This window comes from Streptomyces sp. JJ36 (assembly GCF_021696945.1).
Lineage (GTDB): Bacteria > Actinomycetota > Actinomycetes > Streptomycetales > Streptomycetaceae > Streptomyces.
In genome coordinates, this window is the sequence record NZ_JACYHE010000016.1 from 32,271 (window position 1) to 55,630 (window position 23,360).

Here is a 23,360-nt window from a genome sequence, read left to right on the forward strand (position 1 = left end):
GTCACGCTCGGTGTATGCGCTCCATCTCGGCGACCACGGCGACCACGACCGCACCCCACCGGTCCGTCCGGCCCCGCCGGCCGGGCCGGCGTCCGCCGCTGGTCCCGGCACTGCTGCTGCTGGCCCTGACGGCGATGGTGCTCGGTGCCGTACCGGCCGCGGCCGACCGGGCGTCTCCCGGCGTCGGCCCGGGCGGCGGCCCCGGGCGTAGCTGGCCGGTGAGCGGCGCGGGCGGCGCCCCGCGTCCCCTGGTACTGCGGCTCTGGGATCCACCCGCGACCCCGTGGGCGGCGGGACACCGCGGCGTGGACCTCGCCACGCTGCCGGGTCGGCCGGTGCGGGCCGTGGCGGCCGGCCGGGTCTCGTTCGCGGGCCGGGTCGCGGGGCGGGGCGTGGTGACCGTCGCGCTCGCCGGCTCCGGCACACCGTCGCTGCGGACGACGTACGAGCCGGTGCGTCCCGCGGTGCGGGAGGGCGCCCGGGTGCGGGCGGGCGAGGTCGTGGGCACCGTGCAGGCCGGTCCGTACCACTGCGAGCGGGCCTGCCTGCACTGGGGCCTGCTCCGGGGCGAGGCCTACCGGAACCCGCTCGGGCTGCTGCCGCCGGACATGCTGCGCGGCGGGGGCGCCCGGCTGCTGCCGTACGCGGAGGAGCCGGTCCCGCCCGCATCGGCCCCCGTGGGGGCCGGGGAACTGCAGGAAAGACACCCTGGCGGTGTGGCGGCCGCGGCACTGGCCGCCGCCTCGCTCTGGGCGCACCGCAGGCTGCGGCGCCACCCGGCGCGGAGCCGCCCTGCCGGTCCGGGAGGACGGGGGGTGCGGACGGCGTCCGGACGGCGCCTGCGGCTCAGCCGGACACCCCGCGCAGGGCCATGGCGACGGCAGCCCGGGTGATGCGCTCCGGCTCCTCGGCCGCGCCCAGCTCGATCCGGCGGACCGCCGCGTCGACGACGCCCTGCAGCAGCATCGCGGTGAGCCGGGGCTCCTGGTGCCCGAGCTCGGCGAGGGCGTCCACCACCATGGAGATCAGCCCGCCGTGTGCGGCGCGGATCTTCTCCCGGGCGCCGGCGTCCAGCTCCCCCGCGGAGATCGCCACCACGGCCCGGTGCCGGCGGTCCCCGACCAGGGCGAGCTGGCTGCGGACATAGGCCTCGATCCGCTGCTCGGCACCGTCCGCCTCCGCCATGGCCGCCTCGACCTCCGCAGCCCACACGGGGAAGTCGACCGCGCAGAGCTCCTCCACGACCGCCGCCCGGGAGCGGAAGTACTCGTAGACAGAGGAACGGGCGAGGCCCGTCCGGCGAGCGAGCGCGGGGAAGGTCAGCGCCTCCGTGCCGCCCTCGGAGAGCAAGGAGCGCGCGGCGTCCAGCAGGGCGTCGCGCTGCATGGTCCGGTGCTCGGCCACGGAGGCCGCTCTGATTCTGGGCACCTGCCCACCCTACGGACGGCAGGACCGATTCAGCGACCCATCTCCGCGAGCTTGGCCCGGAGCTGGAGCACGGACTTGGTGTGGATCTGGCTGACCCGGCTCTCCGTCACGCCCAGCACCTCGCCGATCTCGGCCAGGGTCAGGCCCTCGTAGTAGTAGAGGGTCACGACGGTCTTCTCGCGATCGGGGAGGGTGTTGATGGCGCGGGCCAGGAGCCGGCGCAGTTCCCGGTCCTCAGCGACCTCGACGGGGTTGTCGGCGGCCGTGTCCTCCAGGGTGTCCATCAGGCTGAGCCGGTCGCCGCTCTCCCCGCCGACGTGCAGCAGTTCCTCCAGGGCCACGACGTTCGCCAGCGAGAGCTGACTGAAGACGCCGTGCAGCTCCTCCAGGGAGATGCCCATCTCCGTCGCCACCTCGGCCTCGGAGGGGCTACGCCGGAGGGAGGCCTCCAGGGTGGCGTACGCCCGCTCCACCGCGCGCGCCTTCTGCCGCACCGAGCGCGGGATCCAGTCCATCGCCCGCAGCTCGTCGATCATCGCACCCCGGATGCGGGTGATGGCGTAGGTCTCGAACTTGATGGCGCGCTCCGGGTCGAACTTCTCGATCGCGTCGATCAGTCCGAAGACACCGGAGGAGACGAAGTCGGCCTGCTCCACGTTGGGCGGCAGGCCGACGCTGACCCGGCCCGCGACATACTTCACCAGTGGTGAGTAGTGCAGGATGAGCTGCTCCCGCAGCCGTTCGTCGCCCGTCCCCTTGTACCGGCGCCACAGCTCGTCCAGGGAGCCGGGAGCGGGCCGGGGCGCCGCATCCTCTACTGCGACCGGGGCCGCGTGGCCGGCCGTGCGGTCGGGCCCGGGGTTGTGCTGGGGCATTCGTCGCCTTGAGCCGTTCTGGTGGAGAATCTTTCAGATGTCGTGAGCGTAGCGTGACAGCGGTGTCGCGTTATGCGGTGAGCACCCCTCCGTTCATGCGCAGATACGTTCCGCTCACCGCACCCCGGGGGTACGCGACCGGAGAAGCGCACACCCGGGGCGCGGACCCCGGTCCGGAGCGTGCCGCGCACACCGCTCACCCTTTCACCCAGGAGTCGCAGGTCAAGGACCGAAGCGTCACCCGATGGGGTGCCCGCTGAGCGCCGGTGCCGGCCGCGTCAGCCGCCAGCGCTGCCCCTCCTCGCCGCTCACGAATCCGAGCGACCTCAGCTCGTGCAGGCGTACGAGGGTGCGGTCGGCAGGCGTCCCGGAGGCCCGCGCCAGCTCCGCCAGGGTGACCGCCTCCCGGGCCGGCAGGGCCTCCAGCACCCGGGCGGCCTCGGGCGGCAGCAGGTCCCGCGGCAGCACCGGCCCGGCCGGCTCGGGCGCCAGCTCCCCCACGCCGCCGACCAGCTCGATCACGTCCTCGGCAGCCGTGACGAGGTGTCCCTCCGCCCGCAGCAGCCGGTGGACCCCGGCGGAGAGCCCCGAGGTGACGGCCCCGGGCACCCCCATCACGACCCGGCCCAGGTCGCGGGCACGCCGCGCGGTGACCAGGGAGCCGCTGCGGACCGCGGCCTCCACCACGACGGTGCCCCGGGTGAGAGCCGCGATCACGCGGTTGCGCAGGACGAAGCGACTCCGCGAGGGGTGGTCTCCCGGCGGAAGCTCGGCGACCAGCAGGCCCTGCTCGCCGATCCGCCGGATCAGCTCCCGGTGCCCGGGCGGGTACCCGGTATCCACCCCGCAGGCCAGCACCCCTGCGGTGGCTCCGCCCACCGCGAGGGCGCCCCGGTGGGCCGCGCCGTCCACCCCGTACGCGGCGCCCGAGACCACCGTCCAGCCGCGCCGGGCGAGCCCGGCCGCCAGCGAGGAGGCGACATGGACGCCGTAGTCCGTGCAGGCCCGCGCACCGACGAGGGCCACCGAACGCAGCGCCCAGAACCGCAGCGAGGGCGCCCCGCGCACCCAGAGACCGACCGGGCGGGCGGCGCCGAGGTCGTCGAGCTGCCCGGGCCACTCCGGATCGCCGGGGCACAGGAACCGCCCACCAGCGTCCGTGACCGCGGCGAGATCGGCCTCCGGGCGCGCCTGCCCCGCTCGCAGCCGCAACCCCTCCCAGCGCGTGGCACCGATCCACGGCGGGCGCGGCCCGCCCCGCACCAGGGCCCCCAGCACGGCAGGCGGCGCCTCCTCCGCGAGCCAGCGGCCCACCGCCTCGTCCCCGGGCTCGACGACTCGGGTGAGCGCCGCCCGGGCCAGCCGCTCCGCGTCCCCGGCCGTCACCGGACGCCGCCCGGCACCGGCGCCCCCCGCCGCACCCCGGTGCGGAGTTCCAGCGCCCGGCCGACGTCCGCGGCCGTCGGCCGGGCGTGTCCGGCGAGGTCCGCCACCGTCCAGGCGACCCGCAGCACCCGGTCCAGGCCGCGGGCGGTCAGCAGCCCGTGCTCCAGGTCCTCCTCCGCACGGCCGAGGGCCCCGGCCGCCGGCGGCCAGCGGGTGCGCAGCACATGACCGGGAACCTCGCTGTTGGTGGTCCACGGGGTGTCGGCGAAGCGGGCCGCGGCCCGCTCCCGGGCCGCCCGGACCCGCTCCGCCACCGTGGCGCTGGACTCCCCGGCATCGCCGAGAGCGGTCAGCTCGGAGCGGGTCAGCGGCTCCACGGTCACCCGGAGATCGACCCGGTCGAGCAGCGGCCCGGAGAGCCGCGCCCGATACCGGCGGATGGAGGCCGGCCGGCACTCGCACCACCCGCCCCGTATGCCGTGCCGCCCGCAGGGGCACGGGTTGGCCGCCAGGACCAGCAGGAACCGGGCGGGCATGCGGACCATGCCGCCGGCCCGCGCGACCACCACATGACCCGACTCCAGTGGCTGCCGCATCGCGTCCAGCACCCGTGCGCCGGCTTCGGCCGCCTCGTCCAGAAAGAGCACCCCGTGGTGGGCCAGGGAGACGGCGCCCGGCCGTGGGAGCCCGCTGCCGCCGCCCACCAGGGAGGCCATGGTGGCCGAGTGGTGCGGTGCACAGTACGGCGGGCGCTCCACGAGCGGCTGCCCGGGCGGCAGCGCACCGGCCACCGAGTGCACGGCGGTGACCTCCACGGCCTCCTGCGGGCTCAGCGGCGGCAGCAGCCCCGGGAGGCGTTCCGCCAGCATCGTCTTGCCCGCGCCCGGCGGCCCCTTGAAGAAGAGATGGTGCCGGCCGGCTGCGGCGACCTCCAGGGCGCCGCGGGCCGCATGCTGCCCGGCCACGTCGGCCAGGTCCGGCGGCCGCTCCTCCCGGGCCGGGCCGGTGCCGTGGCCGGCGCCCGGCAGGGCGAGCCCGGCGAGCAGCGGGTCGGGCCGGCCGTCCTCCGGCGGCTCGTCCACCTCCGGCAACGGCTCGTCGGTGAGCACGGCGATGAGCTGGCCCAGGCTGCGCACGCCGAGCACCGAGACCTCCGGGACCAGCGAGGCCTCCGGCACCGTCTGCTCGGGCACCACGACCTGCCGGTACCCGGCGTCGGCCGCGGCGAGCACCGCCGGGAGCACGCCGCGCACCGGGCGGACCCGGCCGTCCAGACCGAGCTCACCGATCATCATGAGGTCGGCCATGGCCCGGGGGTCGATGCGCTCGGCCGCACCGAGCACGGCACAGGCCACGCTGAGGTCGAAGCCGCTGCCGCCCTTGGGCACGGAGGCCGGGCTGAGGCCCACGGTGAGCTTCTTCTGCGGCCATTCGGCTCCGGAGTTCACCACGGCGGCCCGGACCCGGTCCCGGCTCTCCACCAGGCTCTTGTCGGGCAGCCCCACGAGGGTGAAGGTCGCCACCCCGGGCTCCAGATCGGCCTGCACCTCGACGACCACGCCCTCCACGCCGACCAGCGCGACCGAGCAGGTCCGCGCGAACCCCATCAGGCCACCCCCCGCACGTGCTGCACCAGGGGCGCGCCACGCGGCGGCAGCAGCACCCCGACGACGTCGAGCCGGACCCCGCCGGTGGGCGGGCGGCCGTACCGGGCGATCCAGCGCTCGGTCAGCCAGCGTGCCGCGAGCCGCCGCAGCCGGGCCGCCTTCGCCGGTGTCACCGCGGCGACGGGGTGACCGAACGGACCGGCCCGGCGCGTCTTCACCTCGCAGACGACCAGCGCGTCCCGCTCGCGGGCGATGATGTCGATCTCGCCTTCGGCACAGCGCCAGTTGCGCTCGAGAACGGTCATGCCGGCACCGCGCAGCCTGCGCGTCGCCAGGTCCTCTCCGTAGCGGCCGAGTGCTCCTCGGGCGTTCATGGGCAACCACCTCCGTCACCGACTGTGACGGAGAAAGGGCGTCCTCAGGGGACCGGAACGGATTTCGTGGACAACTCGCGGGTTGTGGACAACTCCGTCACCCGCCCGAGGGATGTGCGGGTGGGCTCAGCCCTTGAAACCGGAGTCCTCCGGCAGGTCCAGATCGCTCTTGTTGAGCTCCTCGATGTTCACGTCCTTGAAGGTGAGCACGCGGACCTGCTTGACGAAGCGGGCCGGCCGGTACATGTCCCAGACCCAGGCGTCGGCCATGGAGACCTCGAAGAACACCTCACCCTGCACCGAGTGCACCTGCATCTCGTAGTCGTTGGTGAGGTAGAAGCGCCGGTCCGTCTCGATCACGTACTTGAACAGACCGACGACGTCGCGGTACTCGCGATAGAGCTTCAGCTCCATCTCGGTCTCGTACTTCTCGAGGTCCTCGGCGCTCATGGCATGTTCCCCTTCAGCCGTGCGTCCCCCCATTGTGCGTCAGGTACGGCGTTCACCGTGCGAGGCGGCGGTCCCCCGGGCCCGCCGGCGGGCGAGCGGCCCGTGCGCCGCGCCGCCCAGGATCAGCACCGCTCCGGCCACGGTCGCGGTCAGCAGCGGCCGTAGCGGGCCGGGCTCCGAGACGCCGCCGGGGAGCCCGGCGAAGCCGTCCGGGCGGTCCAGCGTCCCGAGCCGCGCCGTGGGCCACACGGTGGCGTCCACCCGCGCGTCGACGGCGGAGCGCGGCACCGCCCAGTGGTCGCCCTGCAGGTGCACCCGGGAGTCCTGGGAGGTCTGCCGGTTGTCGCCGAGGAGGAAGAGCTTCCCCTCCGGCACGGTCTCCCGGAACTCGGTCAGCGAGGCCGGTCCGCCGCCCGCGCGATACGGCTCGGCCACCGGTGCGCCGTTGACCGAGAGCCGGCCCTGGGGGTCGCAGCAGGAGACCTCGTCCCCACCGACGCCGACCACCCGCTTGATCATGGGCACGTCACCCCAGACCGTGTCCCGGAAGACGACCACGTCGCCGCGGCGCACCTCGTCGCCGGATATCCGTTCGCCGAGCACCCGGTCCCCCGACCGGACCGCGGGGCTCATGGAGTCCGTCGGCACGGTGTAGGGCTGGTAGACGATCACGCCCCAGAGGAACCCGCCCAGGAAGAGCACGCAGCCGAGAGCCACGGCGAGGCCGGAGAGCGTGTCACCGCGGCTCCGGCCGGTACGACTGCCCTCGCCTGCCGTGTCACCCATGCGCTGCTCCCGCCGGTCGCTCGCCTCGGGCTCCTCCCGGAGGTCTGGGCGCAGACTACCGGGCGGGCATCGGGGAGTCAGCCGGTGATCGACTCCCGGGCGGCCAGCCGCCGGCGCCGCCACAGCACCAGCGGCACCGCTCCGGCCAGTCCCAGCGCGGCCGGGCCGGCACCGCTGGCTGCGGCGGCCAGGCCCTCCTGCCCGAAGGTGTCCGGCACGGGCAGGGTGCCCCAGCGGCCGGGGGGCCAGGCGATGACCACAGCGCGGCCCACGGCCTGCTCGACCGGCACCATCCCGCCGTCGGTCTTCTCGTGGTACCGCGAGTCGAGGGAGTGCTGGCGGTTGTCGCCCATGACCCACATGTGATCCTCCGGCACCGTCAGCGGTCCGAAGGGGTTGTCGTCACAGGGGGTGCTGCCCGGCTTGAGGTACGGCTCGTCCAGCGCCTCGCCGTTCACCTTGACCGGGCCCCCGCGGCGGCACTCCACGGTGTCGCCACCGACTCCGATGACCCGCTTGATCAGGTCCTTCTCGTCCGCGGACGGCATCAGCCCGATGGCGCTCAGGCCCTGCTGCACGATGTTCCGGTCGACCTGGGTGTCGGGCAGCCAGCCGCCCGGGTCGTGGAAGACCACGACCTCACCGCGCTCCGGCTCGCCGCCGAACCACGGGGTGAGCTTGTCCACCAGCACCCGGTCGCCCACCTGAAGCGTGTCCTGCATGGAGTTCGACGGAATGGAGAAGGCCTGGAGCAGGAAGGTCTTGATCAGCAGGGCCAGGACCAGCGCGATGCCGATCAGCAGCGGCAGTTCCTTCCAGAAGGAGCGTGAGCCGCCCGAGCCGCGCCGGCGCTCGCCACCCTCGTCACCCTCGTCACTCTCCGCACTCACGTCGCCGCTTTCGCCTCTTTCCGCGGTCGGCTCCCCCTCACTCGTCCCGGTTCCCACGGCGGCGTCCTGCCGCCCGACATCTTCCGGACCGTTCCCGGAACCGGACCCCGTGCCGACCGCCACGTCCCCCACATCCACTCCTCACACTGCCGCGTCGTCCGCCCCGCAGCCGGGACAGACCCACCACTCCCATAACGAGCGGAGGTTCCGCAGGGCTCGGGAGATGACTCGATCGATTCTCCGCGACGGGCGCCGCGGTGGTCGTGGCACCCCCCGCGTCCGGCACCGAGGCGTAGGTCGCGGGCTCCTCCAGACGGCGCCAGTGGTCGAACGGCCAGGCGATGACGACGGCCCGGCCGACGATCAGGTCCTCGGGCACCGTACCGTTCCCGGCGTCCCGGAGGTGGTAGCGGGAGTCGGCGGAGTTCGACCGGTGATCACCCATCACGAACACCCGTCCGTCGGGTACCGCCACCTCGAACTCCACGGCGGACGGCGCGTCCCCCGGATGGAGGTAGGGCTCCTCCAGCGGGGTGCCGTTGACCGTCACCCGGCCTCCCTCGTCGCAGCACTTCACCGTGTCGCCGCCCACCGCGACGACCCGCTTGATCAGATCCTGCTCGTCCTCCGAGGGCAGCAATCCGATGAAGGTGAGAAAGTCCTTGGCCTGCCGGATCCCGACCGGGTCCTCGCTCTGCTGCTGCTGCTCGTCCTCCAGCCAGCCACCGGGGTCCTCGAAGACCACCACGTCACCACGCTCCGGCTCACTGCCGAACCACGGGGTGAGCTTGTCCACCAGCACCCGGTCCCCGATGCGGATGGTCTGCTCCATGGAGCCGGAGGGGATCACGAAGGCCTGTACCAGGAAGGTCTTCAGGAAGAGCGCGATGAGAACCGCCACGCCTATCAGGATCGGTATCTCCTTGGTCACCGACAGTCGTCGGCGACGCCTGATCCGCTTGGCGGCGCGGCGCCGGTCGGCGCGGCCCTCGCCGGGCCCGCGGAGCGTGGTGCCCGTCCCTGGACCGGTGGTCCCGGTGGTCCCGGTCGTCCCGGCGGAACCGGGAGATCCGGGGAGTCCCGAAGATCCGGGGAGTCCCGAAGATCCGGCGGACGCCGTCGGCGCCGAGCGTCCCCGGTCCGCGCGCCGGTGGCTCCCCGCCCGCCGGTGACCGCGGTTACCCACGGCCGCCCGTCCCGGCGCCGGCGAGTGCCGTCCAGCGGTCGGCGGGCCAGCCGATCCAGTCCACCCGGCCGACCACGCGGTCCACCGGAACGGTGCCGCCGCCGGGTGAGCCCAGGTGGTCACGGGAGTCGCTGGAGTCGGAGCGGTGGTCCCCCATCACCCAGAGACGCCCCTCCGGCACCCGGATGTCGAACGGCACCGCGGACGGTGCGTCCCCCTCGTACAGGTACTCCTCCGTCACGGGCACGCCGTTCACCTCGAGTCTCCCCCGCTCGTCACAGCACCGGACGCGGTCGCCGCCCACCCCGATGACGCGCTTCACATAGTCCGTACCCGGCGGGTCGACGAGCCCGGTCGCCGCCCCGGCCGCACGCAACAGGCTCGTCAGCGGATCCCCGCCGGTCTCCTCCTCCCGTACGAACGAGCCCGTGCCGTCAAAGACCACAACGTCTCCGCGCTCCGGATGGTTGCCGAACCGGTAGGCCAATTTGTTGACCAGTACACGATCGCCGATGCGCAGCGTCGGCGCCATGGAGGAGCTCGGAATGAGAAACGGCTGCACCACGAAGGTGCTCACCAGCAGGACCAGGGTGGTCACCACGGCGGCGCCGGCGAGCACACGAACGGAGCGCGACCGGCGGCGCCGTCCCTCTACCGGGGCGGCGGAGCGGTCACGCTCCGTGTCGTGGGTGCTGTCGTGGCTCGGTGCGTCGGCGTCCATCGTGACGCGAGCCTATCCGGCCTGGCCGAGACCCCGGCAGGAGATCAGCTCTCGCGCTTCTCCTTGATCTTCGCCGCCTTGCCGCGCAGGTTGCGCAGGTAGTACAGCTTGGCGCGACGGACGTCACCGCGGGTCACGACCTCGATCTTCTCCACGATCGGCGTGTGCACCGGGAAGGTGCGCTCGACGCCCACGCTGAAGCTGACCTTGCGGACCGTGAAGGTCTCCCGGACACCGGCGCCCTGACGGCGGATGACCACGCCCTTGAACTGCTGCACACGCGAGCGGTTGCCCTCGATGACGCGCACGTGGACGTTGACCGTGTCGCCCGGGCGGAACGCGGGGACGTCGCTGCGCAGTGAGGCGGCGTCGACGCTGTCGAGAAGATGGGACATGACCGTCTGCTTTCCTCGCCGATGCCACAGGTCATCGGCGGAATCGTCTGTTGCTGATACGGGGGCCGCCGCGCCGGTCGTGCGTTCGTCCCCCTGTGGCAGGGTCACACGCCGGGCGTGAGGCAGCGGCCTATTCTTCCACGGCGTGTCCCGGCGGCCCAAATCGGCCCCCGCCCGCCGGCTCGGGCTCCCCGCCTCCCGGCTCGCCCGCGCCGTCGGCACGCCGCCCGGTCTCCGGCGCGCTCTCCGCCGGCTCCGTCCAGCCGCCGCCGGACGCCGGGTGCCAGCCCAGCCCGGCCAGCACGGCCAGATCGTGGCTGTCCAGCACCGCGGGGTCGCAGCGCCGCATCAGGTCCGGGCGGAGCGCACAGGTACGGGCCAGCGCCTGGTCACGGCGCCAGCGGGCGATCCGCGCGTGGTGCCCGCTGAGCAGCACCTCCGGGATGCCGCGGCCGCGCCACTCGGGCGGCTTGGTGTAGACGGGTCCCTCCAGGAGGTCCGCCATGGCGCCGGGGGCGAAGGAGTCGTCCCGGTGCGACTCGGCGTTCCCCAGCACCCCGGGCAGCAGCCGGGCGATCGCCTCGACCATCACGAGCACCGGTGCCTCGCCGCCCGCGAGCACATAGTCGCCGATCGAGACCTCGCGGACGTCCAGCCGGGAGCCGTACTCCTCGATCACCCGGCGGTCGATCCCCTCGTAACGGGCGGGGGTGAAGACCAGCCAGGGCCGCTCGGCCAGCTCGACGGCGAGCTCCTGGGTGAAGGGGCGGCCGCTGGGCGTGGGCACGACGAGGACCGGCTCCTCCTCCCCGGAGCCGAGGACCGCGTCGAGCGCCTCGCCCCAGGGCTCGGGCTTCATCACCATGCCGGGGCCGCCGCCGTAGGGCGTGTCGTCCACGGTGTGGTGCCGGTCGTGGGTCCAGCCACGCAGATCGTGCACCCGCACGTCGAGCCGCCCGCGGGCCCGCGCCTTGCCGACCAGGGAGACGTCCAGCGGCTCCAGGTACTCCGGGAAGATCGTGACGACGTCGATCCTCACGGCCCGTCCCGCCCCTCGCCGGAGTCGCCCTCCCGGTGCTCCGCGGCCTCCCGGCCTCCCGCGCCGCCGGCCTCTCCGGGCTCCTCGATCAGGCCCGGCGGCGGGTCCACCACCGCCCGCTGACCCTCGAGATCGATCTCCGGCACGATCTCGGCGACGAACGGGACGAGCGTCTCCCCGCCCTCCGGCCGGCGGACGATCAGCAGGTCCTGCCCCGGCGTGTGGGCCACCTCCGCCACACGTCCGAGCGCCCGGCCGCCCCGGGTGACCACCTCGAGATCGACGAGCTGGTGGTCGTAGAACTCCTCCGGATCCTCCGGCCGTTCCTCCGGGTCCACCTCGGCGATCAGCAGGGTGTTGCGCAGCGCCTCGGCCGCCGTACGGTCGGCGACGCCGGCGAAGCGCAGCAGCAGCCGTCCGCTGTGCACCCGGCCGGACTCGATGGTGAGCGGGCCCGCGGCCGCGGGGTCGGTGGCGAGCACGGCGCCGGGCGCGAGCCGGGACTCGGGCTCGTCTGTGCGTACTTCGACCGTGACCTCGCCCTTGATGCCGTGAGCGCGGCCGATCCGGGCGACTACGAGCTGCACTGTGTTCCGTTCCCCTTCGGTCTGCTTCCCGCGCCGTCCGGGCGCCGCCGGGCCCCAGGCCGGCGCACCGCCGCACCGGGGGGGTGCGGGCCCCGCGACGGGCAGCGGCCGGGGCGGCCGAAGCCGTCCCCGGCCGCTGCCGGTGCTGCATGCTGCCGCTCAGCGCACCTGGTCCACATCGACGAGGTCGACCCGGACGCCGCGACCGCCGAGCGCTCCCACGACGGTGCGCAGGGCGCGCGCGGTGCGGCCGTTGCGGCCGATCACCTTGCCGAGGTCGTCCGGGTGCACCCGGACCTCGAGCACGCGCCCGCGCCGCAGGTTGCGCGAGGCGACCTGCACTTCGTCGGGGTGGTCGACGATGCCCTTCACGAGGTGCTCGAGGGCCTCCTCGAGCATCCTCAGGCCTCGGTCGACTCGGAGGCGGACTCGGCGGTGCCGGCCTTCGCGGCCTCGTCCGCCTTCTTCTCACCCTTCTTCGCCTTCGGGGTGATGGCCTCACCCTTCGGCTCGTCCGCCGACTCCTTGGCCGCCGCCTCGAAGAGCGCCTTCTTGTCGGCCTTCGGCTCCGCGACCTTCATCGGCTCGGGAGCGGGCAGGCCCTTGAACTTCTGCCAGTCGCCGGTGACCTTGAGGATGGCCTCGACGGGCTCGGTCGGCTGGGCGCCGACACCGAGCCAGTACTGGACACGCTCGGAGTCGACCTCGATGCGCGACGGGTTCTGCACCGGGTGGTAGAGGCCGATCTCCTCGATGGCCCGGCCGTCCCGGCGGGTACGCGAGTCGGCGACGATGATGCGGTAGTGCGGCGAACGGATCTTGCCCAGTCGCTTCAGCTTGATCTTGACTGCCACGGGTGTGGTGTCTCCTGGTCTTGACGTGGTGGGGCACGCGGGACCGCCACGTGGGGTGGTGGCGGTCCGGGAGCCCGATGGACGCGTCAGCCGGAGGAGAGAGGGATCCTGGACGGCTGTCGAGTACAGCCGTCCATGATGCCACACCCCTGCCGGGCCGCCGAACCGGGTCCCCGCTCAGCCCGCCACGGCGATCCGCTGCGCCCCCGGGGCCTCGGCGGCGCCCGGGTCGCCGGCCTCCGTGGCGTCCCCGGCGTCCGGGATGCGGAACGGTTTGCCGCACGCCCCGCACATGATCGGCGCCTGGGCGAGGACGGACGGCACCACGCGGACGTTCCGCCCGCACTCGCAGACCGCCTTGACCCGTACGCCACCGCCGGAGGAGCCGTGCCGGGCGGCGGGCCCGCGGAAGCTGCGGCCGGTGTCGGTGGTGGTGGCCGCGTCGTGCGCCTTCACCGCCCGGTGCAGCCGCTCGATGGTGGGACGATAGCGCCGCCGCGTCTCGGGGGTCAGGGTCACCAGCGAGAAGCCGCTGCTCGGATGCGGCTCCTCGGAGTGGTCCAGCCCCAGCTCCTCGGCGATCGCGAGGAAGCGGCGGTTGTGGTAGCGGCCGGCTCGCGAGGTGTCCCGGACCCCGCGCGCGGCGGCGATCCCGTGGACGGCCTCATGGAGCAGGCGTTCGAAGGAGAGCTCGGCGCCACAGGCGGACGACGACTCCCCGATCAGCGATTCGGGCGCGGCGAGGTCGGGCAGCTCCGGGTGGTGCCGTTGAATGTCGGCCCAGGCGGCTGCCAGCTCGGCGGCAAGGACTGGTGTCGTGCTCACGTCGTGAACAACGAGCGAGGGTGCCCTGGTGTTCCGATTCCGGGCCATCTCAAATAATTTGCACGTACCAGTCAGTCCACTGCGCGGGGCCTGGAGCCGGACGGGCGCCCTGATCTGCGGAGATCCACGGAGGATCCCGGACCGGTGCGGAGCTTTGCGGAGGAGTCGTCCGGGCGCCGCCTCCCGGGAGGTGCCGTCGCACACCCGCCGGACCGGCGTCGTCCCCCGGCCGGGCCTCGGAGACACCCCGGCGAGCGTGCCCGGCGGGATCGTACGCCCGGCGGGCCGCCGTACGGCAACGCCCCGGCGCGAACCGGCCGTCCCCCGCGCCGCGTGCTCCCGGATGCCGTACCCATATGGCCGGATTACGATGGTTCCGCGCGCCGGACCGTCATCACCCGGTTTCACCCCGTCGACCGGGTCCCGGCCCTCCCCGGCCGGCGAGGGCCGGATACCGGCGGAGACCCTGCCCGGGAAGTGAGCACGTGAGCCTCCGCCGCGATCCGGCGCCCCGGCTCACCGCCGCTCCCGCCAGGGCGCCCGGGTACGCGCGGGGGCCGGGCAGGCGGTGTACGGCACGCCCCGGACGCACCGGCGGCCGGAGAAGGCGGCGGAAGACGGCAACGGAAGCCGGCAGCGGTCACAGCAGCGGATAGGGGCGCCCATGACACCCACGCTCGTCCACCACCACCCGCAGCGCGCCCGCGACTGGGCGGAGATCCAGGAACGGATGCTGGTCCCGCTCTACGAGGCCGTGTTCGACCGGCTGGAGGTGGGTCCCGCCACCCGCCTGCTGGACCTGGGCTGCGGCTCCGGACTGGCGCTGCTGCTCGCGGCGGCCCGTGGCGCGTCCGTGACCGGGGTGGAGGCCGACGAGACCCGGCTGGCGCTCGCCCGGGAGCGGCTGCTGCCGGAACCGGGCACCGGGCCGCGCCGGTTCGACGCACGCCTGGTCGGCGGCCGGCCGGAGGACACCGTCCCGCTCTCCGGGCCGGCACCCGACGTGGTGACGGCCTTCGACGCACTGCCCGCGCCCGAGGTGCTCGCCCGGACGGCCGGCGCGCTGGAGCGCGGCACCCCGGTGGTGCTGGCGGGCTGGGGCCCGCCGGAGCGGTGCGGTGCGGCCTCCGTGCTGGGCGTCGCCACCCGCCTGGCGGAACCGGCGGGCGGGCCGCGCCCGGCCCGCGGTCCCGCCGCGGGCACGAGCCCCCGCGACGCCCCCGGTCACCTGCCGGGGAGCTGGCGCCCGGGCGGCCGGGACGACCTGGAGGAGCTGGCGCGCCGCGCCGGTCTCCGGCTGGACGGGTCCGGCCGGGTCTCCTGCCCCTTCGGTTACGCCGGGCTGGAGAGCGCCGTCCGCGGGCTGCTCTCCACCGGGCTGTACGACGACGCCGTACGGGCGACGGACGAGGGCCAGGTCGTCAAGGAGCTCACCGAGGCGCTGCACCCCCATGTCCGCCGGGACGGCACGGTGTGGATGCCGAACCTCTTCCGGTACGTCGTCGCGCGCGCCTGACCGGCCGCGCACCGTCCGCGCCGTGCGCCCTCCCCGGCGGCCCGCGTCACCCGTACGGCCGGTCCCGCGCGCCCGGCCTCCGCGGGCGCTCAGCCGGGGTCCACGCCCGGCCACTCCTCGGCCGTCAGGGCGAACCGCTCGTGGTCGCGCCAGGCACCGTCCAGGAAGAGCATCCGCGGGGAGAAACCCTCGTGGCGGAAGCCGAGCCGCTTGGCCATCGCCAGCGAGCGCTCGTTCTCGGGCTGCACGTTGATCTCCAGACGGTGCAGGCCCAGTCCGTCCGGGCCGTCGGCGAAGCACCGGTCGACGATCAGCCGCAGCCCCTCGGTCATCCGGCCGGTGCCCGCGTACGGCACGTAGCTGTCGTAGCCGAGGGCGGCGTTGCGGAACCGGGCGCGGACGATGTTGGCGACGTTCACCCGTCCGACCAGCCCGTCGTCCTCCCGGTTGAAGATCATGAAGGAGCGGAGCTGCGGCCCCTGGCGCCGCAGCAGGTCGGGGAGACCGTCCGGCTCCACCGGGTTCCATGGCCGCAGATGGTCGGCCGACCGCAGCACGGCCTCGCTGTAGACCCGCTCGTCCTCGGACCGCGGGGGACGGATGTATACGCGCATGCGCACATCATCCCCCGGGCCCGGAGTCACCTGGGTGGCAGCATGTCCTTGAACTCCTGCGGCAGCTCGAAGTCCTCGGCGTCCTGCCCGGCGCCCGGGAGCCCGAAGGCACCGCCGCCCTGCGCCGCGCGGCGCTCGGCCGCGGCCTGCTCCTCCTGCTTGCGCTTCATCGGGTTGCCCGAGCGGCGCTTGCCCTTGGCCTTCTTCTGCTGCTTGGCCTTCTTCTTGCCGCCGCCGGGGCCGCCACCCATGCCCGGCATCCCGGGCATCCCCGGCATGCCGCCGCCCTGGGCCATCTTGGACATCATCTTGCGGGCCTCGAAGAAGCGCTCCACGAGGTTCTTGACCGCGCTGACGTCCACGCCGGAGCCCCGCGCGATGCGGGCCCGACGGGAGCCGTTGATGAGGGTGGGTTCGGCACGCTCGGCCGGGGTCATGGACTTGATGATCGCGGCCGTGCGGTCGACGTCGCGCTCGTCCAGGTTGTTGATCTGGTCCTTCATCTGGCCCATGCCGGGCATCATGCCGAGCAGCTTGGAGAGGGAGCCCATCTTGCGGACCTGCTCCATCTGCGCCAGGAAGTCGTCGAGCGTGAACTCCTTGGGCCCCTTCGCCAGCTTGGCCGCCATCTTCTCGGCCTCTTGCTGGCTGAAGGTCTGCTCCGCCTTCTCGATCAGCGTGAGCATGTCGCCCATGCCGAGGATGCGGGACGCCATCCGGTCCGGGTGGAACGCGTCGAAGTCGTCCAGCTTCTCGCCGTTGGAGGCGAACATGATCTGCTTGCCGGTGACCTGCGCCACCGACAGCGCCGCACCGCCGCGGGCGTCGCCGTCCAGCTTGGAGAGCACCACGCCGTCGAAGCCGACGCCGTCCCGGAAGGCCTCGGCCGTGGTGACGGCGTCCTGGCCGATCATCGCGTCGACGACGAAGAGCACCTCGTCCGGGCGGACCGCGTCGCGGATGTCCGCGGCCTGCCGCATCAGCTCCTCGTCGATGCCGAGGCGGCCCGCGGTGTCCACGATCACCACGTCGTGGTGCTTGTCCCGCGCGTGGGACAGCGAGTCCTCGGCGACCCGGACCGGGTCGCCCACGCCGTTGCCCGGTTCGGGGGCGAAGACCGCGACCCCCGCCCGCTCGGCGACCACGGCGAGCTGGTTCACGGCGTTGGGGCGCTGGAGGTCACAGGCGACCAGCATCGGGGTGTGACCCTGCTGCTTCAGCCAGCGGCCGAGCTTGCCCGCGAGGGTCGTCTTGCCCGAGCCCTGGAGACCGGCGAGCATGATCACGGTGGGCGGGTTCTTGGCGAACCGCAGCCGGCGGGTCTCGCCGCCGAGGATGCCGACCAGCTCCTCGTTGACGATCTTGATGACCTGCTGGGCGGGGTTCAGCGCCTGGGAGACCTCCGCGCCCAGCGCCCGCTCCTTGACCTGCTTGATGAAGGCACGGACGACGGGCAGCGCGACGTCCGCCTCCAGCAGCGCGATACGGATCTCGCGCGCCGTGGCGTCGATGTCCGCCTCGCTGAGGCGCCCTTTGCCCCGGAGGTTCTTGAAGGTCGCTGCGAGGCGATCGGAGAGAGTGTCGAACACGGCGGTCGCGGATCCTTCGCGTCGGATGTGGTGCGGACGGTCGACCCCCAAGGGTATCGGCCCGCGGCGCGGACGGTCAGCCGCGGTCAGCGGCCGAGTGCGGATTCCAGTCCACGGGCCAGCTCCGCGGCGGCCGCCTCCGGCAGCGGTTCCCCCTCCGGGGTGGTGACGTAGAAGGCGTCCACCGCGTTGGCGCCGAGCGTACTGATGTGGGCGCTGCGCACCCGGACACCCGCCCCCTCCAGGGCCCGGCCCACCCGGTGCAGCAGGCCGGGGGCGTCCTGCGCCCGTACCTCCAGGACGGTGGCGAGCCGGGAGCCCGCGGGGGCGACGGTCACCCGGGGCGGCGGGGCGGGGCCGCGGCGGCGCGGCCCGCGCTGGGCCGCCTCCCGCTCGGCGAGCCGGCTCTCGATGTCCAGCGTGCCCTCCAGGGCCCGCAGCAGGTCCGCCCGGAGCCGCGCGGGCTGCGGCAGCGCGCCGTACTCCGCGGCGATCCGCCAGCTCAGCAGCAGCACCGGTCCGGCCGACGGACCGGCCGCCTCCGCGGGCAGCGGGAGCAGCCGCAGCTCGGCGGCGCGGACGGTGACGCGGTGCAGCGCCAGCACACCGGCCACCGAGGGCAGCGCGAACGGCCGGTCGGGCAGCGCGACCAGCAGCTCGGCCCCGTGCGGCTCACCGTGGGCCGGTTCGGCCGCGGGCTCGCCCGCCGCCGGCCCGCCCTCCGGCGGGCCGGCGGGTCCGGGCTCGGTGCGCAGCGCCAGGACCGGGCCGCCGGTGCGCCAGGACTCCAGCGCCAGCCGTTCCTCCTCGGCGCTCGGCTCGCCGGGCTCTTCGGGTCCCGTCGCGGGTTCCCCGGCCAGCACGGCCCCGACCCGCGCCACCAGGTCGGCGACGAGCGAGGCACGCCACGCGGACCACGCGGCGGGGCCGGTGGCGAGCGCGTCCGCCTCGGTCAGGGCGTGCAGCAGCTCCAGCGTGCCGCGGTGGCCGACCGCCCGCGCCACGGCCCGTACGGTCGCCGGGTCCTCCAGGTCGCGCCGGGTGGCGGTGTCGACGAGCAGCAGGTGGTGGCGTACGAGCGTGCCGAGCACCTCGGCGTCCGCGGCGTCGAAGCCGATGCGGGCGGCGACGTCGCGGGCGATGGTCTCGCCGACCACCGAGTGGTCGCCGGGCCAGCCCTTGCCGATGTCGTGCAGCAGGGCGGCGACGAGCAGCAGGTCCGGCCGGTGCACGCGGCGGGTGAAGGCGGCGGCCCGCACCGCAGTCTCCACGAGATGGCGGTCGACGGTCCACCGGTGCACCGCGTTCCGCTGCGGCCGGCAGCGGACTCGTTCCCAGTCCGGCAGCAGGCCGGTGACCAGCCCGGCGGCGTCCAGCGCCTCCCAGACCGGCACCACGGCTGCGCCCGCGCCCAGCAGCGTCACGAACTCCTCGCGGGCCTCGGCGGGCCAGGGCACCGGGAGCGGCGCGCGGCCCCGGGCGAGGCGGCGCACCGTCGCCAGGCCGAGGGGCAGGCCGGCCTGGGCGGCGGCCGCGGCGGCGCGCAGCGGCAGCACCGGGTCGCGGTCCGGCCGCGCGGCGCGGGCGAGGGCGACCTCACCGTCGTGGGCGACCACGCCCTCGGCGAGCGGGGTGCGCTCCCGTGCGCCCGCGGCGGGTGCCGGGCCGCGGCCGCCGAGCAGGGTGCGCAGCCGGGGCCGCGGGCTGCGGCCGCGGAGCACCCGCTCGACCTCGCGCCAGGTGACGTCGGCGGCGTAGCCGATGGTGCGGGCGGCTTCGTAGACCCGGCGCAGCAGGGCGTCCGCGTCCAGCAGGCCCAGCTGCCCGGCGAGCTGGTCCTGCTCCTGCAGGGCGAGCCGGTCGGTGCCGCGTCCGGTGGCGAGGTGCAGCGCGTCGCGTACGTCGAGCAGGGCACCGCGGGCCTCGGCCAGGCCCTCGCGGGGGGCGTCGGCCAGCCAGGAGGCGGCGACGGCGCGCAGCGCGGTGGCGTCGCGGAGCCCGCCGCGGGCCTCCTTGAGGTCGGGTTCCAGCAGGAAGCGGAGGTCGCCGTGGCGCCGGGCGCGTTCCACGGTGAGTTCCCGCAGTGCGGGGAGGCGGCGGGCGGCGGCCGAACGCCAGCCGGCGAGCGCGGCGGTGCGCAGGCCGTCGGTGAGCCGCGGGTCGCCCGCGACATGACGGGCGTCGAGCAGGCCGAGCTGCACCTTGAGGTCCTGCTCCGCGGCCTTGCAGGCCTCGGCCGGGGTGCGGACGGAGTGGTCCAGGGCCAGGCCCTCGTCCCAGACGGGGTACCAGATCCGGTCGGCCAGCACGGCGACCTCCCGGGGCGCGAGGGTGCCGTCGTGCAGCAGCAGGAGGTCCAGGTCGCTCCGCGGGGAGAGCTCGCCGCGCCCGTAGCCGCCGACGGCGACGAGTGCGGTACCGGGCGGCTGCGTGCCGAAGAGCCCGGCCAGCCAGCGGTCGGTGAGGCCGGCCAGCGCGGCACGGCGCGGCGGACCGGGCTCCACCTCCCCGGTGAGGAGACGGAGCCGGTCCGCCGCGTGGCCGTCGCCGGTGGCGGGGGCCTCAGAGCGCGTCGGGGCCACGCTCACCGGTCCGTACGCGGACGGCCGAGTCGACGGGCAGGCTCCAGACCTTGCCGTCTCCGATCTTGCCGGTGCGGGCGGCCTTGACCACCACCTCGATGAGCTGCTCGGCGTCGTCGTCCTCGACGAGCACCTCGACGCGGATCTTCGGCACCAGGTCCACGGTGTACTCCGCTCCGCGGTAGACCTCGGTGTGGCCGCGCTGACGTCCGTAGCCGCTGGCCTCGGTGACCGTCAGACCGTGCACGCCGAAGGCCTGCAGGGCCTCCTTGACCTCGTCCAGCCGGTGCGGCTTGATGACCGCCGTAATGAGCTTCACGCGTCCACCTTCTTGTTCTGCGACTTGTGCTGGCCGGCCCCGCTGCCGGTGGCCGCCAGGTCGTCCTGGGCGCCCGCGGAGGACGCCGCACCCCGGGAGGAGGCCCCGCCGACGGCGCTGAAGTCGTAAGCCGTCTCCGCGTGGAACGCCTGGTCGACACCGGCGGTCTCGTCGTCCTCGGTGGCCCGGAAGCCGACCGTGGCCTGGACGAGGCGGGCGAGGATCCAGGAGACCACGAAGGAGAAGGCCATCACCGAGAAGGCGCCGACGGCCTGCTTGCCGAGCTGGCTCGCGCCGCCCACGCCGTCGATGGCGAGCACGCCGACCAGCAGGGTGCCGACCACGCCGCCGACCAGGTGGACGCCGACGACGTCCAGCGAGTCGTCGTAGCCGAGCTTGTACTTGAGGCTGACCGCCCAGGAGCAGACGGCGCCGGCGACCAGGCCGATCAGGACGGCGCCCAGCGCGTTCACATGGGCGCCGGCCGGGGTGATGGCGACCAGGCCGGCGACGGCGCCGGAGGCGGCGCCGAGCGTGGTGAAGGCGCCGTGCCGGACACGCTCGTAGATCAGCCAGCCGAGCATCGCGGCGCCGGTGGCGACCTGGGTGTTCAGCGCCATGGTGGCGGCGGTGCCGTTGGCGCCCAGGGCGGAGCCGGCGTTGAAGCCGAACCAGCCGAACCACAGCAGGGCGGCGCCGAGCATCACCAGCGGGAGGCTGTGCGGGCGCATCGGGTCCTTCTTGAAGCCGATGCGCCGGCCGACGACGAGGACCGCCGCCAGCGCGCCGATGCCCGCGTTGATGTGCACCGCGGTGCCGCCGGCGAAGTCGATGACCTCCAGCTCGTAGAGCCAGCCGCCCTCGGCCCACACCCAGTGCGCCACCGGGAAGTACACGACGGTGACCCAGAGGGAGATGAAGAGGGCCCATGCGCTGAACTTCACACGGTCGGCCAGTGCGCCGCTGATGAGCGCGGGCGTGAGCACCGCGAACATGAGCTGGAAGAGAGCGAAGGCGAAGACGGGGATGCCCTCGTCACCGCCGGTCAGGGTCTCGACGGAGATGCCCCGGAGACCGATGTGGTCGAGATTGCCGATGAGCCCGCCGGTGTCGGGGCCGAAGGCCAGCGAGTATCCGTAGAGCACCCACAGCACGCTGACGATGCCCAGGGAGACGAAGGACATCATGAGCATGTTGAGGGCACTCTTGACCCGGACCATGCCGCCGTAGAAAAAGGCGAGGCCGGGCGTCATCACCATGACCAGCGCTGCGCTGATCAACACGAATGCGGTGTCCGCGCCGTTCAATGTGGACGTCTCCTCGGGGTAGCGGCCCGTACGGGCGGTGTCGGTGGCCGGGAATGGACCCCACGTTCCCCGGGGGCGGTTTCCGCCGATGCCGCCGGATGTTTCGCCACCGTGACGAAGCCTCGGGAGGTGTTACGTCTGCATGAACCGCCGGTGGCCACCGGCCCGCCCGGCTGTGCTCCCCGGCACGGTCGCGGCCGCGGACCGTGGCCGGGCCGCCCGGCGCGCACCGCGCCACCGGGCGCACGGGAGCCGGCCGCGACGTCACCCGGTGTGACCTGGCGGGGGAGCCGAGTCGGGCAGTCCGGGGCGACGGTCGCGGCCGGCGATCGGGGGCGGAGGCTCAGCAGGCCTCCGCGGTCTCTCCCTCCCGCAGCTCGTGCGCGAGCCGCTCGGTGAGCCGGGCGACCTCGGGCACCTGCCCGAACTCCCGGGCGGCCCAGGCGGCCGTCTTGCGAAGCCGGGTGTTCACCCGCTCCGAGCGGAGCCTGCGGGCCACCTCGATGGCCTGACCGGCCCGGGAGGCGCAGCGCTCCGGCTCCCGCTGGAGCAGATGGACCCCGGCCAGTCCGATGAGATTGAGTGCATACGACCGCTGGTGGCCGCCGCCCTCGGCGCGGGTCGTCTCCGCGGCGAAGAGCTCGACGGCGCGCTCCATGGCAGGCTCGGCAAGCGTGGCGTAGGTGGGGCTGCGGCCCGCGGAGTAGGCGAGGTCGCGGTAGGAGTGGGCGGTCTCGGCGCAGAGCTCGGCTTCGGAGAAGAAGCGGATCCAGTCCGACTCGGGCTCCTGCGGGGCGATGTCGCCGAAGGTCGCCTCGGCCATGCGCACCGCCCGGCGGCACCGGCCCGGCTCACCCATGTTGGCGTAGGCCCGTGCCTCCATCGCGTACAGCATGGCCTGCGTGCGGGTGCAGGCCCCCTCGCGGCTGCCGTACTGCGCCAGGTGGATCAGCTCCAGGGCGTCCTCGGGGCGGCCGAGATGGATCATCTGCCGGCTCATCTTGGAGAGGATGTACGCGCCGAGCGGGCGGTCACCGGCCTCCTTGGCGGCGTGCAGGGCGAGCACGAAGTACTTCTGCGCCGTGGGCTGCATGCCCATGTCGTAACTCATCCAGCCGGCCAGCTCGGAGAGCTCCGCGGTCACCCGGAACAGCCGCAGGGCGCACTCCTCCGGCTGCTGCTCCTGGAGCAGCTCGGTGACCTCGTGGAGCTGCCCGACCACCGCTTTGCGGCGCAGCCCGCCCCCGCACTGGGCGTCCCAGCGACGGAACATCACGGTGGTCTGCTCCAGCAGCTCCAGCTCGGGCGGGGAGAGCCGGCCGGGCCTCCGGCGCCCGCCCGCCGCCCCACGGTCCGGGTCCGCACCGGCCTCCCGGCCGGCGGCGCCGCGCCCGTCACAGCGCTGCGCGGGCACGGCCGGGCCACCGCCGCGCGCCCCGGGCCGGAAGGGCGCCCCGGCGAACCCGGCGGAGCCGTGCACGGTGGGCGCGCCGGGGCCGGGGACCAGCCAGCGCTGCATCGGCTCGATCAGGGCGGGACCCGCCGACATCGCCAGCGAGGCACCGAGGAAGCCGCTGCGGCCCAGCATCAGGTCACTGCGGGAGAACTCGCTGATCAGCGCCACGGTCTGCGGCCCGGCCCAGGGCAGGTCGGTCCCGGAGGCCGTGGGGAACTGCCGGGCCGGGCGCAGGCCGAGGTCCTCGACCGCGACGACGCAGCCGAAGCGCTCCGAGAACAGCTCGGAGAGGATCCGCGGGATCGGCTCACGGGGCTGCTCGCCGTCCAGCCAGCGGCGCACCCGCGAGGTGTCGGTGCTGATGTGGTGCGCGCCGAGCTGGCGCGCGCGGCGGTTGACCTGGCGGGCCAGCTCGCCCTTCGACCAGCCGCTGCGCACGAACCACGAGCCGAGCTGCTCGTTCGGACGCTTCTGCGCGCCACCGCCACCGACGCCGCCGCCGCTGCCGCTCACGTCACGCCCCCATCCGGGCCCGTCGCGCACCATGCCTCCGGCATAGGCACGCGCCGGGCGC

The 23,360-nt window shown here is 74.4% G+C and carries 23 protein-coding genes and 1 pseudogene; 2 read left to right on the plus strand and 22 right to left on the minus strand.

Annotated features, from left to right (window positions below; translation table 11 throughout):
- Nucleotides 1-14: 14 nt before the first annotated feature.
- A complete protein-coding gene (locus HOY81_RS09275; RefSeq protein ID WP_306423459.1) occupies nucleotides 15-893 on the plus strand; it encodes a murein hydrolase activator EnvC in 879 nt (292 codons plus the stop codon).
- On the opposite strand, the gene HOY81_RS09280 is transcribed toward HOY81_RS09275, so the two are convergent.
- The 16 genes and pseudogenes from HOY81_RS09280 to HOY81_RS09355 form a co-directional block, all read right to left on the minus strand.
- The gene (locus tag HOY81_RS09280) at nucleotides 847-1,404 is read right to left on the minus strand and encodes a TetR/AcrR family transcriptional regulator (protein ID WP_237319829.1); all 558 of its coding nucleotides are present in this window, start codon (nucleotides 1,402-1,404) and stop codon (nucleotides 847-849) included. The genes HOY81_RS09275 and HOY81_RS09280 overlap by 47 nt on opposite strands.
- A 53-nt stretch (nucleotides 1,405-1,457) precedes the next feature.
- Entirely contained in the window at nucleotides 1,458-2,303 is an 846-nt protein-coding gene (gene whiG / locus HOY81_RS09285; protein ID WP_237319778.1) for an RNA polymerase sigma factor WhiG, read from the minus strand.
- Nucleotides 2,304-2,540: 237 nt separating this feature from the next.
- Nucleotides 2,541-3,689 (minus strand): DNA-processing protein DprA, encoded by a 1,149-nt coding sequence (gene dprA / locus HOY81_RS09290; protein WP_237319779.1) that lies wholly within the window; start codon nucleotides 3,687-3,689, stop codon nucleotides 2,541-2,543.
- Nucleotides 3,686-5,296: a YifB family Mg chelatase-like AAA ATPase gene (locus HOY81_RS09295; RefSeq protein WP_237319780.1), complete on the minus strand. Its 1,611-nt coding sequence runs from the start codon at nucleotides 5,294-5,296 to the stop codon at nucleotides 3,686-3,688. The genes dprA and HOY81_RS09295 overlap by 4 nt, the downstream gene beginning before the upstream one ends.
- Nucleotides 5,296-5,670, minus strand: coding sequence for a YraN family protein (locus tag HOY81_RS09300; protein WP_237319781.1), 375 nt, complete (start codon nucleotides 5,668-5,670; stop codon nucleotides 5,296-5,298). The genes HOY81_RS09295 and HOY81_RS09300 overlap by 1 nt, the downstream gene beginning before the upstream one ends.
- Nucleotides 5,671-5,796: 126 nt before the next feature.
- Nucleotides 5,797-6,120, minus strand: a complete 324-nt coding sequence (locus tag HOY81_RS09305) for a DUF2469 domain-containing protein (protein WP_184776282.1) — start codon at nucleotides 6,118-6,120, stop codon at nucleotides 5,797-5,799.
- A gap of 39 nt (nucleotides 6,121-6,159) precedes the next feature.
- Nucleotides 6,160-6,906 (minus strand): signal peptidase I, encoded by a 747-nt coding sequence (lepB, locus tag HOY81_RS09310; protein WP_237319782.1) that lies wholly within the window; start codon nucleotides 6,904-6,906, stop codon nucleotides 6,160-6,162.
- Nucleotides 6,907-6,983: 77 nt separating this feature from the next.
- Complete coding sequence (gene lepB, locus HOY81_RS09315) at nucleotides 6,984-7,919, minus strand: signal peptidase I (RefSeq protein WP_237319830.1); 936 nt, start codon at nucleotides 7,917-7,919, stop codon at nucleotides 6,984-6,986.
- Nucleotides 7,834-8,784: pseudogene (lepB, locus tag HOY81_RS09320) on the minus strand (signal peptidase I); the annotation flags it as partial. The pseudogene lepB (HOY81_RS09320) and the gene lepB (HOY81_RS09315), both read right to left, overlap by 86 nt.
- A 190-nt stretch (nucleotides 8,785-8,974) precedes the next feature.
- Complete coding sequence (gene lepB, locus HOY81_RS09325) at nucleotides 8,975-9,703, minus strand: signal peptidase I (protein WP_237319783.1); 729 nt, start codon at nucleotides 9,701-9,703, stop codon at nucleotides 8,975-8,977.
- Between the two features lie 44 nt (nucleotides 9,704-9,747).
- Nucleotides 9,748-10,098, minus strand: coding sequence for a 50S ribosomal protein L19 (rplS, locus tag HOY81_RS09330; RefSeq protein WP_237319784.1), 351 nt, complete (start codon nucleotides 10,096-10,098; stop codon nucleotides 9,748-9,750).
- Nucleotides 10,099-10,228: 130 nt separating this feature from the next.
- The gene (trmD, locus tag HOY81_RS09335; protein ID WP_237319785.1) at nucleotides 10,229-11,137 is read right to left on the minus strand and encodes a tRNA (guanosine(37)-N1)-methyltransferase TrmD; all 909 of its coding nucleotides are present in this window, start codon (nucleotides 11,135-11,137) and stop codon (nucleotides 10,229-10,231) included.
- Nucleotides 11,134-11,724: a ribosome maturation factor RimM gene (gene rimM, locus HOY81_RS09340; RefSeq protein WP_237319786.1), complete on the minus strand. Its 591-nt coding sequence runs from the start codon at nucleotides 11,722-11,724 to the stop codon at nucleotides 11,134-11,136. The genes trmD and rimM overlap by 4 nt, the downstream gene beginning before the upstream one ends.
- A 159-nt stretch (nucleotides 11,725-11,883) precedes the next feature.
- Complete coding sequence (locus HOY81_RS09345; RefSeq protein WP_237319787.1) at nucleotides 11,884-12,123, minus strand: RNA-binding protein; 240 nt, start codon at nucleotides 12,121-12,123, stop codon at nucleotides 11,884-11,886.
- A gap of 2 nt (nucleotides 12,124-12,125) precedes the next feature.
- Nucleotides 12,126-12,578 (minus strand): 30S ribosomal protein S16, encoded by a 453-nt coding sequence (rpsP, locus tag HOY81_RS09350; protein ID WP_237319788.1) that lies wholly within the window; start codon nucleotides 12,576-12,578, stop codon nucleotides 12,126-12,128.
- Between the two features lie 177 nt (nucleotides 12,579-12,755).
- Nucleotides 12,756-13,451, minus strand: a complete 696-nt coding sequence (locus HOY81_RS09355; RefSeq protein WP_237319789.1) for a hypothetical protein — start codon at nucleotides 13,449-13,451, stop codon at nucleotides 12,756-12,758.
- 616 nt (nucleotides 13,452-14,067) lie between these two features.
- Here HOY81_RS09355 and HOY81_RS09360 point away from each other — a divergent pair.
- Nucleotides 14,068-14,919 (plus strand): class I SAM-dependent methyltransferase, encoded by an 852-nt coding sequence (locus HOY81_RS09360; protein ID WP_237319790.1) that lies wholly within the window; start codon nucleotides 14,068-14,070, stop codon nucleotides 14,917-14,919.
- A gap of 89 nt (nucleotides 14,920-15,008) precedes the next feature.
- On the opposite strand, the gene HOY81_RS09365 is transcribed toward HOY81_RS09360, so the two are convergent.
- The 6 genes from HOY81_RS09365 to HOY81_RS09390 all read right to left on the minus strand — a co-directional run bounded on the left by HOY81_RS09365 (nucleotide 15,009) and on the right by HOY81_RS09390 (nucleotide 23,332).
- Nucleotides 15,009-15,533: a GNAT family N-acetyltransferase gene (locus HOY81_RS09365; protein ID WP_237319791.1), complete on the minus strand. Its 525-nt coding sequence runs from the start codon at nucleotides 15,531-15,533 to the stop codon at nucleotides 15,009-15,011.
- A gap of 26 nt (nucleotides 15,534-15,559) precedes the next feature.
- A complete protein-coding gene (ffh, locus tag HOY81_RS09370) occupies nucleotides 15,560-17,122 on the minus strand; it encodes a signal recognition particle protein (RefSeq protein WP_237319792.1) in 1,563 nt (520 codons plus the stop codon).
- 86 nt (nucleotides 17,123-17,208) lie between these two features.
- A complete protein-coding gene (locus HOY81_RS09375; RefSeq protein WP_237319793.1) occupies nucleotides 17,209-19,704 on the minus strand; it encodes a [protein-PII] uridylyltransferase in 2,496 nt (831 codons plus the stop codon).
- A complete protein-coding gene (locus tag HOY81_RS09380) occupies nucleotides 19,685-20,023 on the minus strand; it encodes a P-II family nitrogen regulator (protein WP_237319794.1) in 339 nt (112 codons plus the stop codon). Before HOY81_RS09380 ends, HOY81_RS09375 begins: the two co-directional genes overlap by 20 nt.
- The gene (locus HOY81_RS09385; RefSeq protein ID WP_237319795.1) at nucleotides 20,020-21,330 is read right to left on the minus strand and encodes an ammonium transporter; all 1,311 of its coding nucleotides are present in this window, start codon (nucleotides 21,328-21,330) and stop codon (nucleotides 20,020-20,022) included. Before HOY81_RS09385 ends, HOY81_RS09380 begins: the two co-directional genes overlap by 4 nt.
- 343 nt (nucleotides 21,331-21,673) lie before the next feature.
- Nucleotides 21,674-23,332, minus strand: a complete 1,659-nt coding sequence (locus HOY81_RS09390; RefSeq protein ID WP_237319796.1) for a hypothetical protein — start codon at nucleotides 23,330-23,332, stop codon at nucleotides 21,674-21,676.
- Nucleotides 23,333-23,360: the final 28 nt, after the last annotated feature.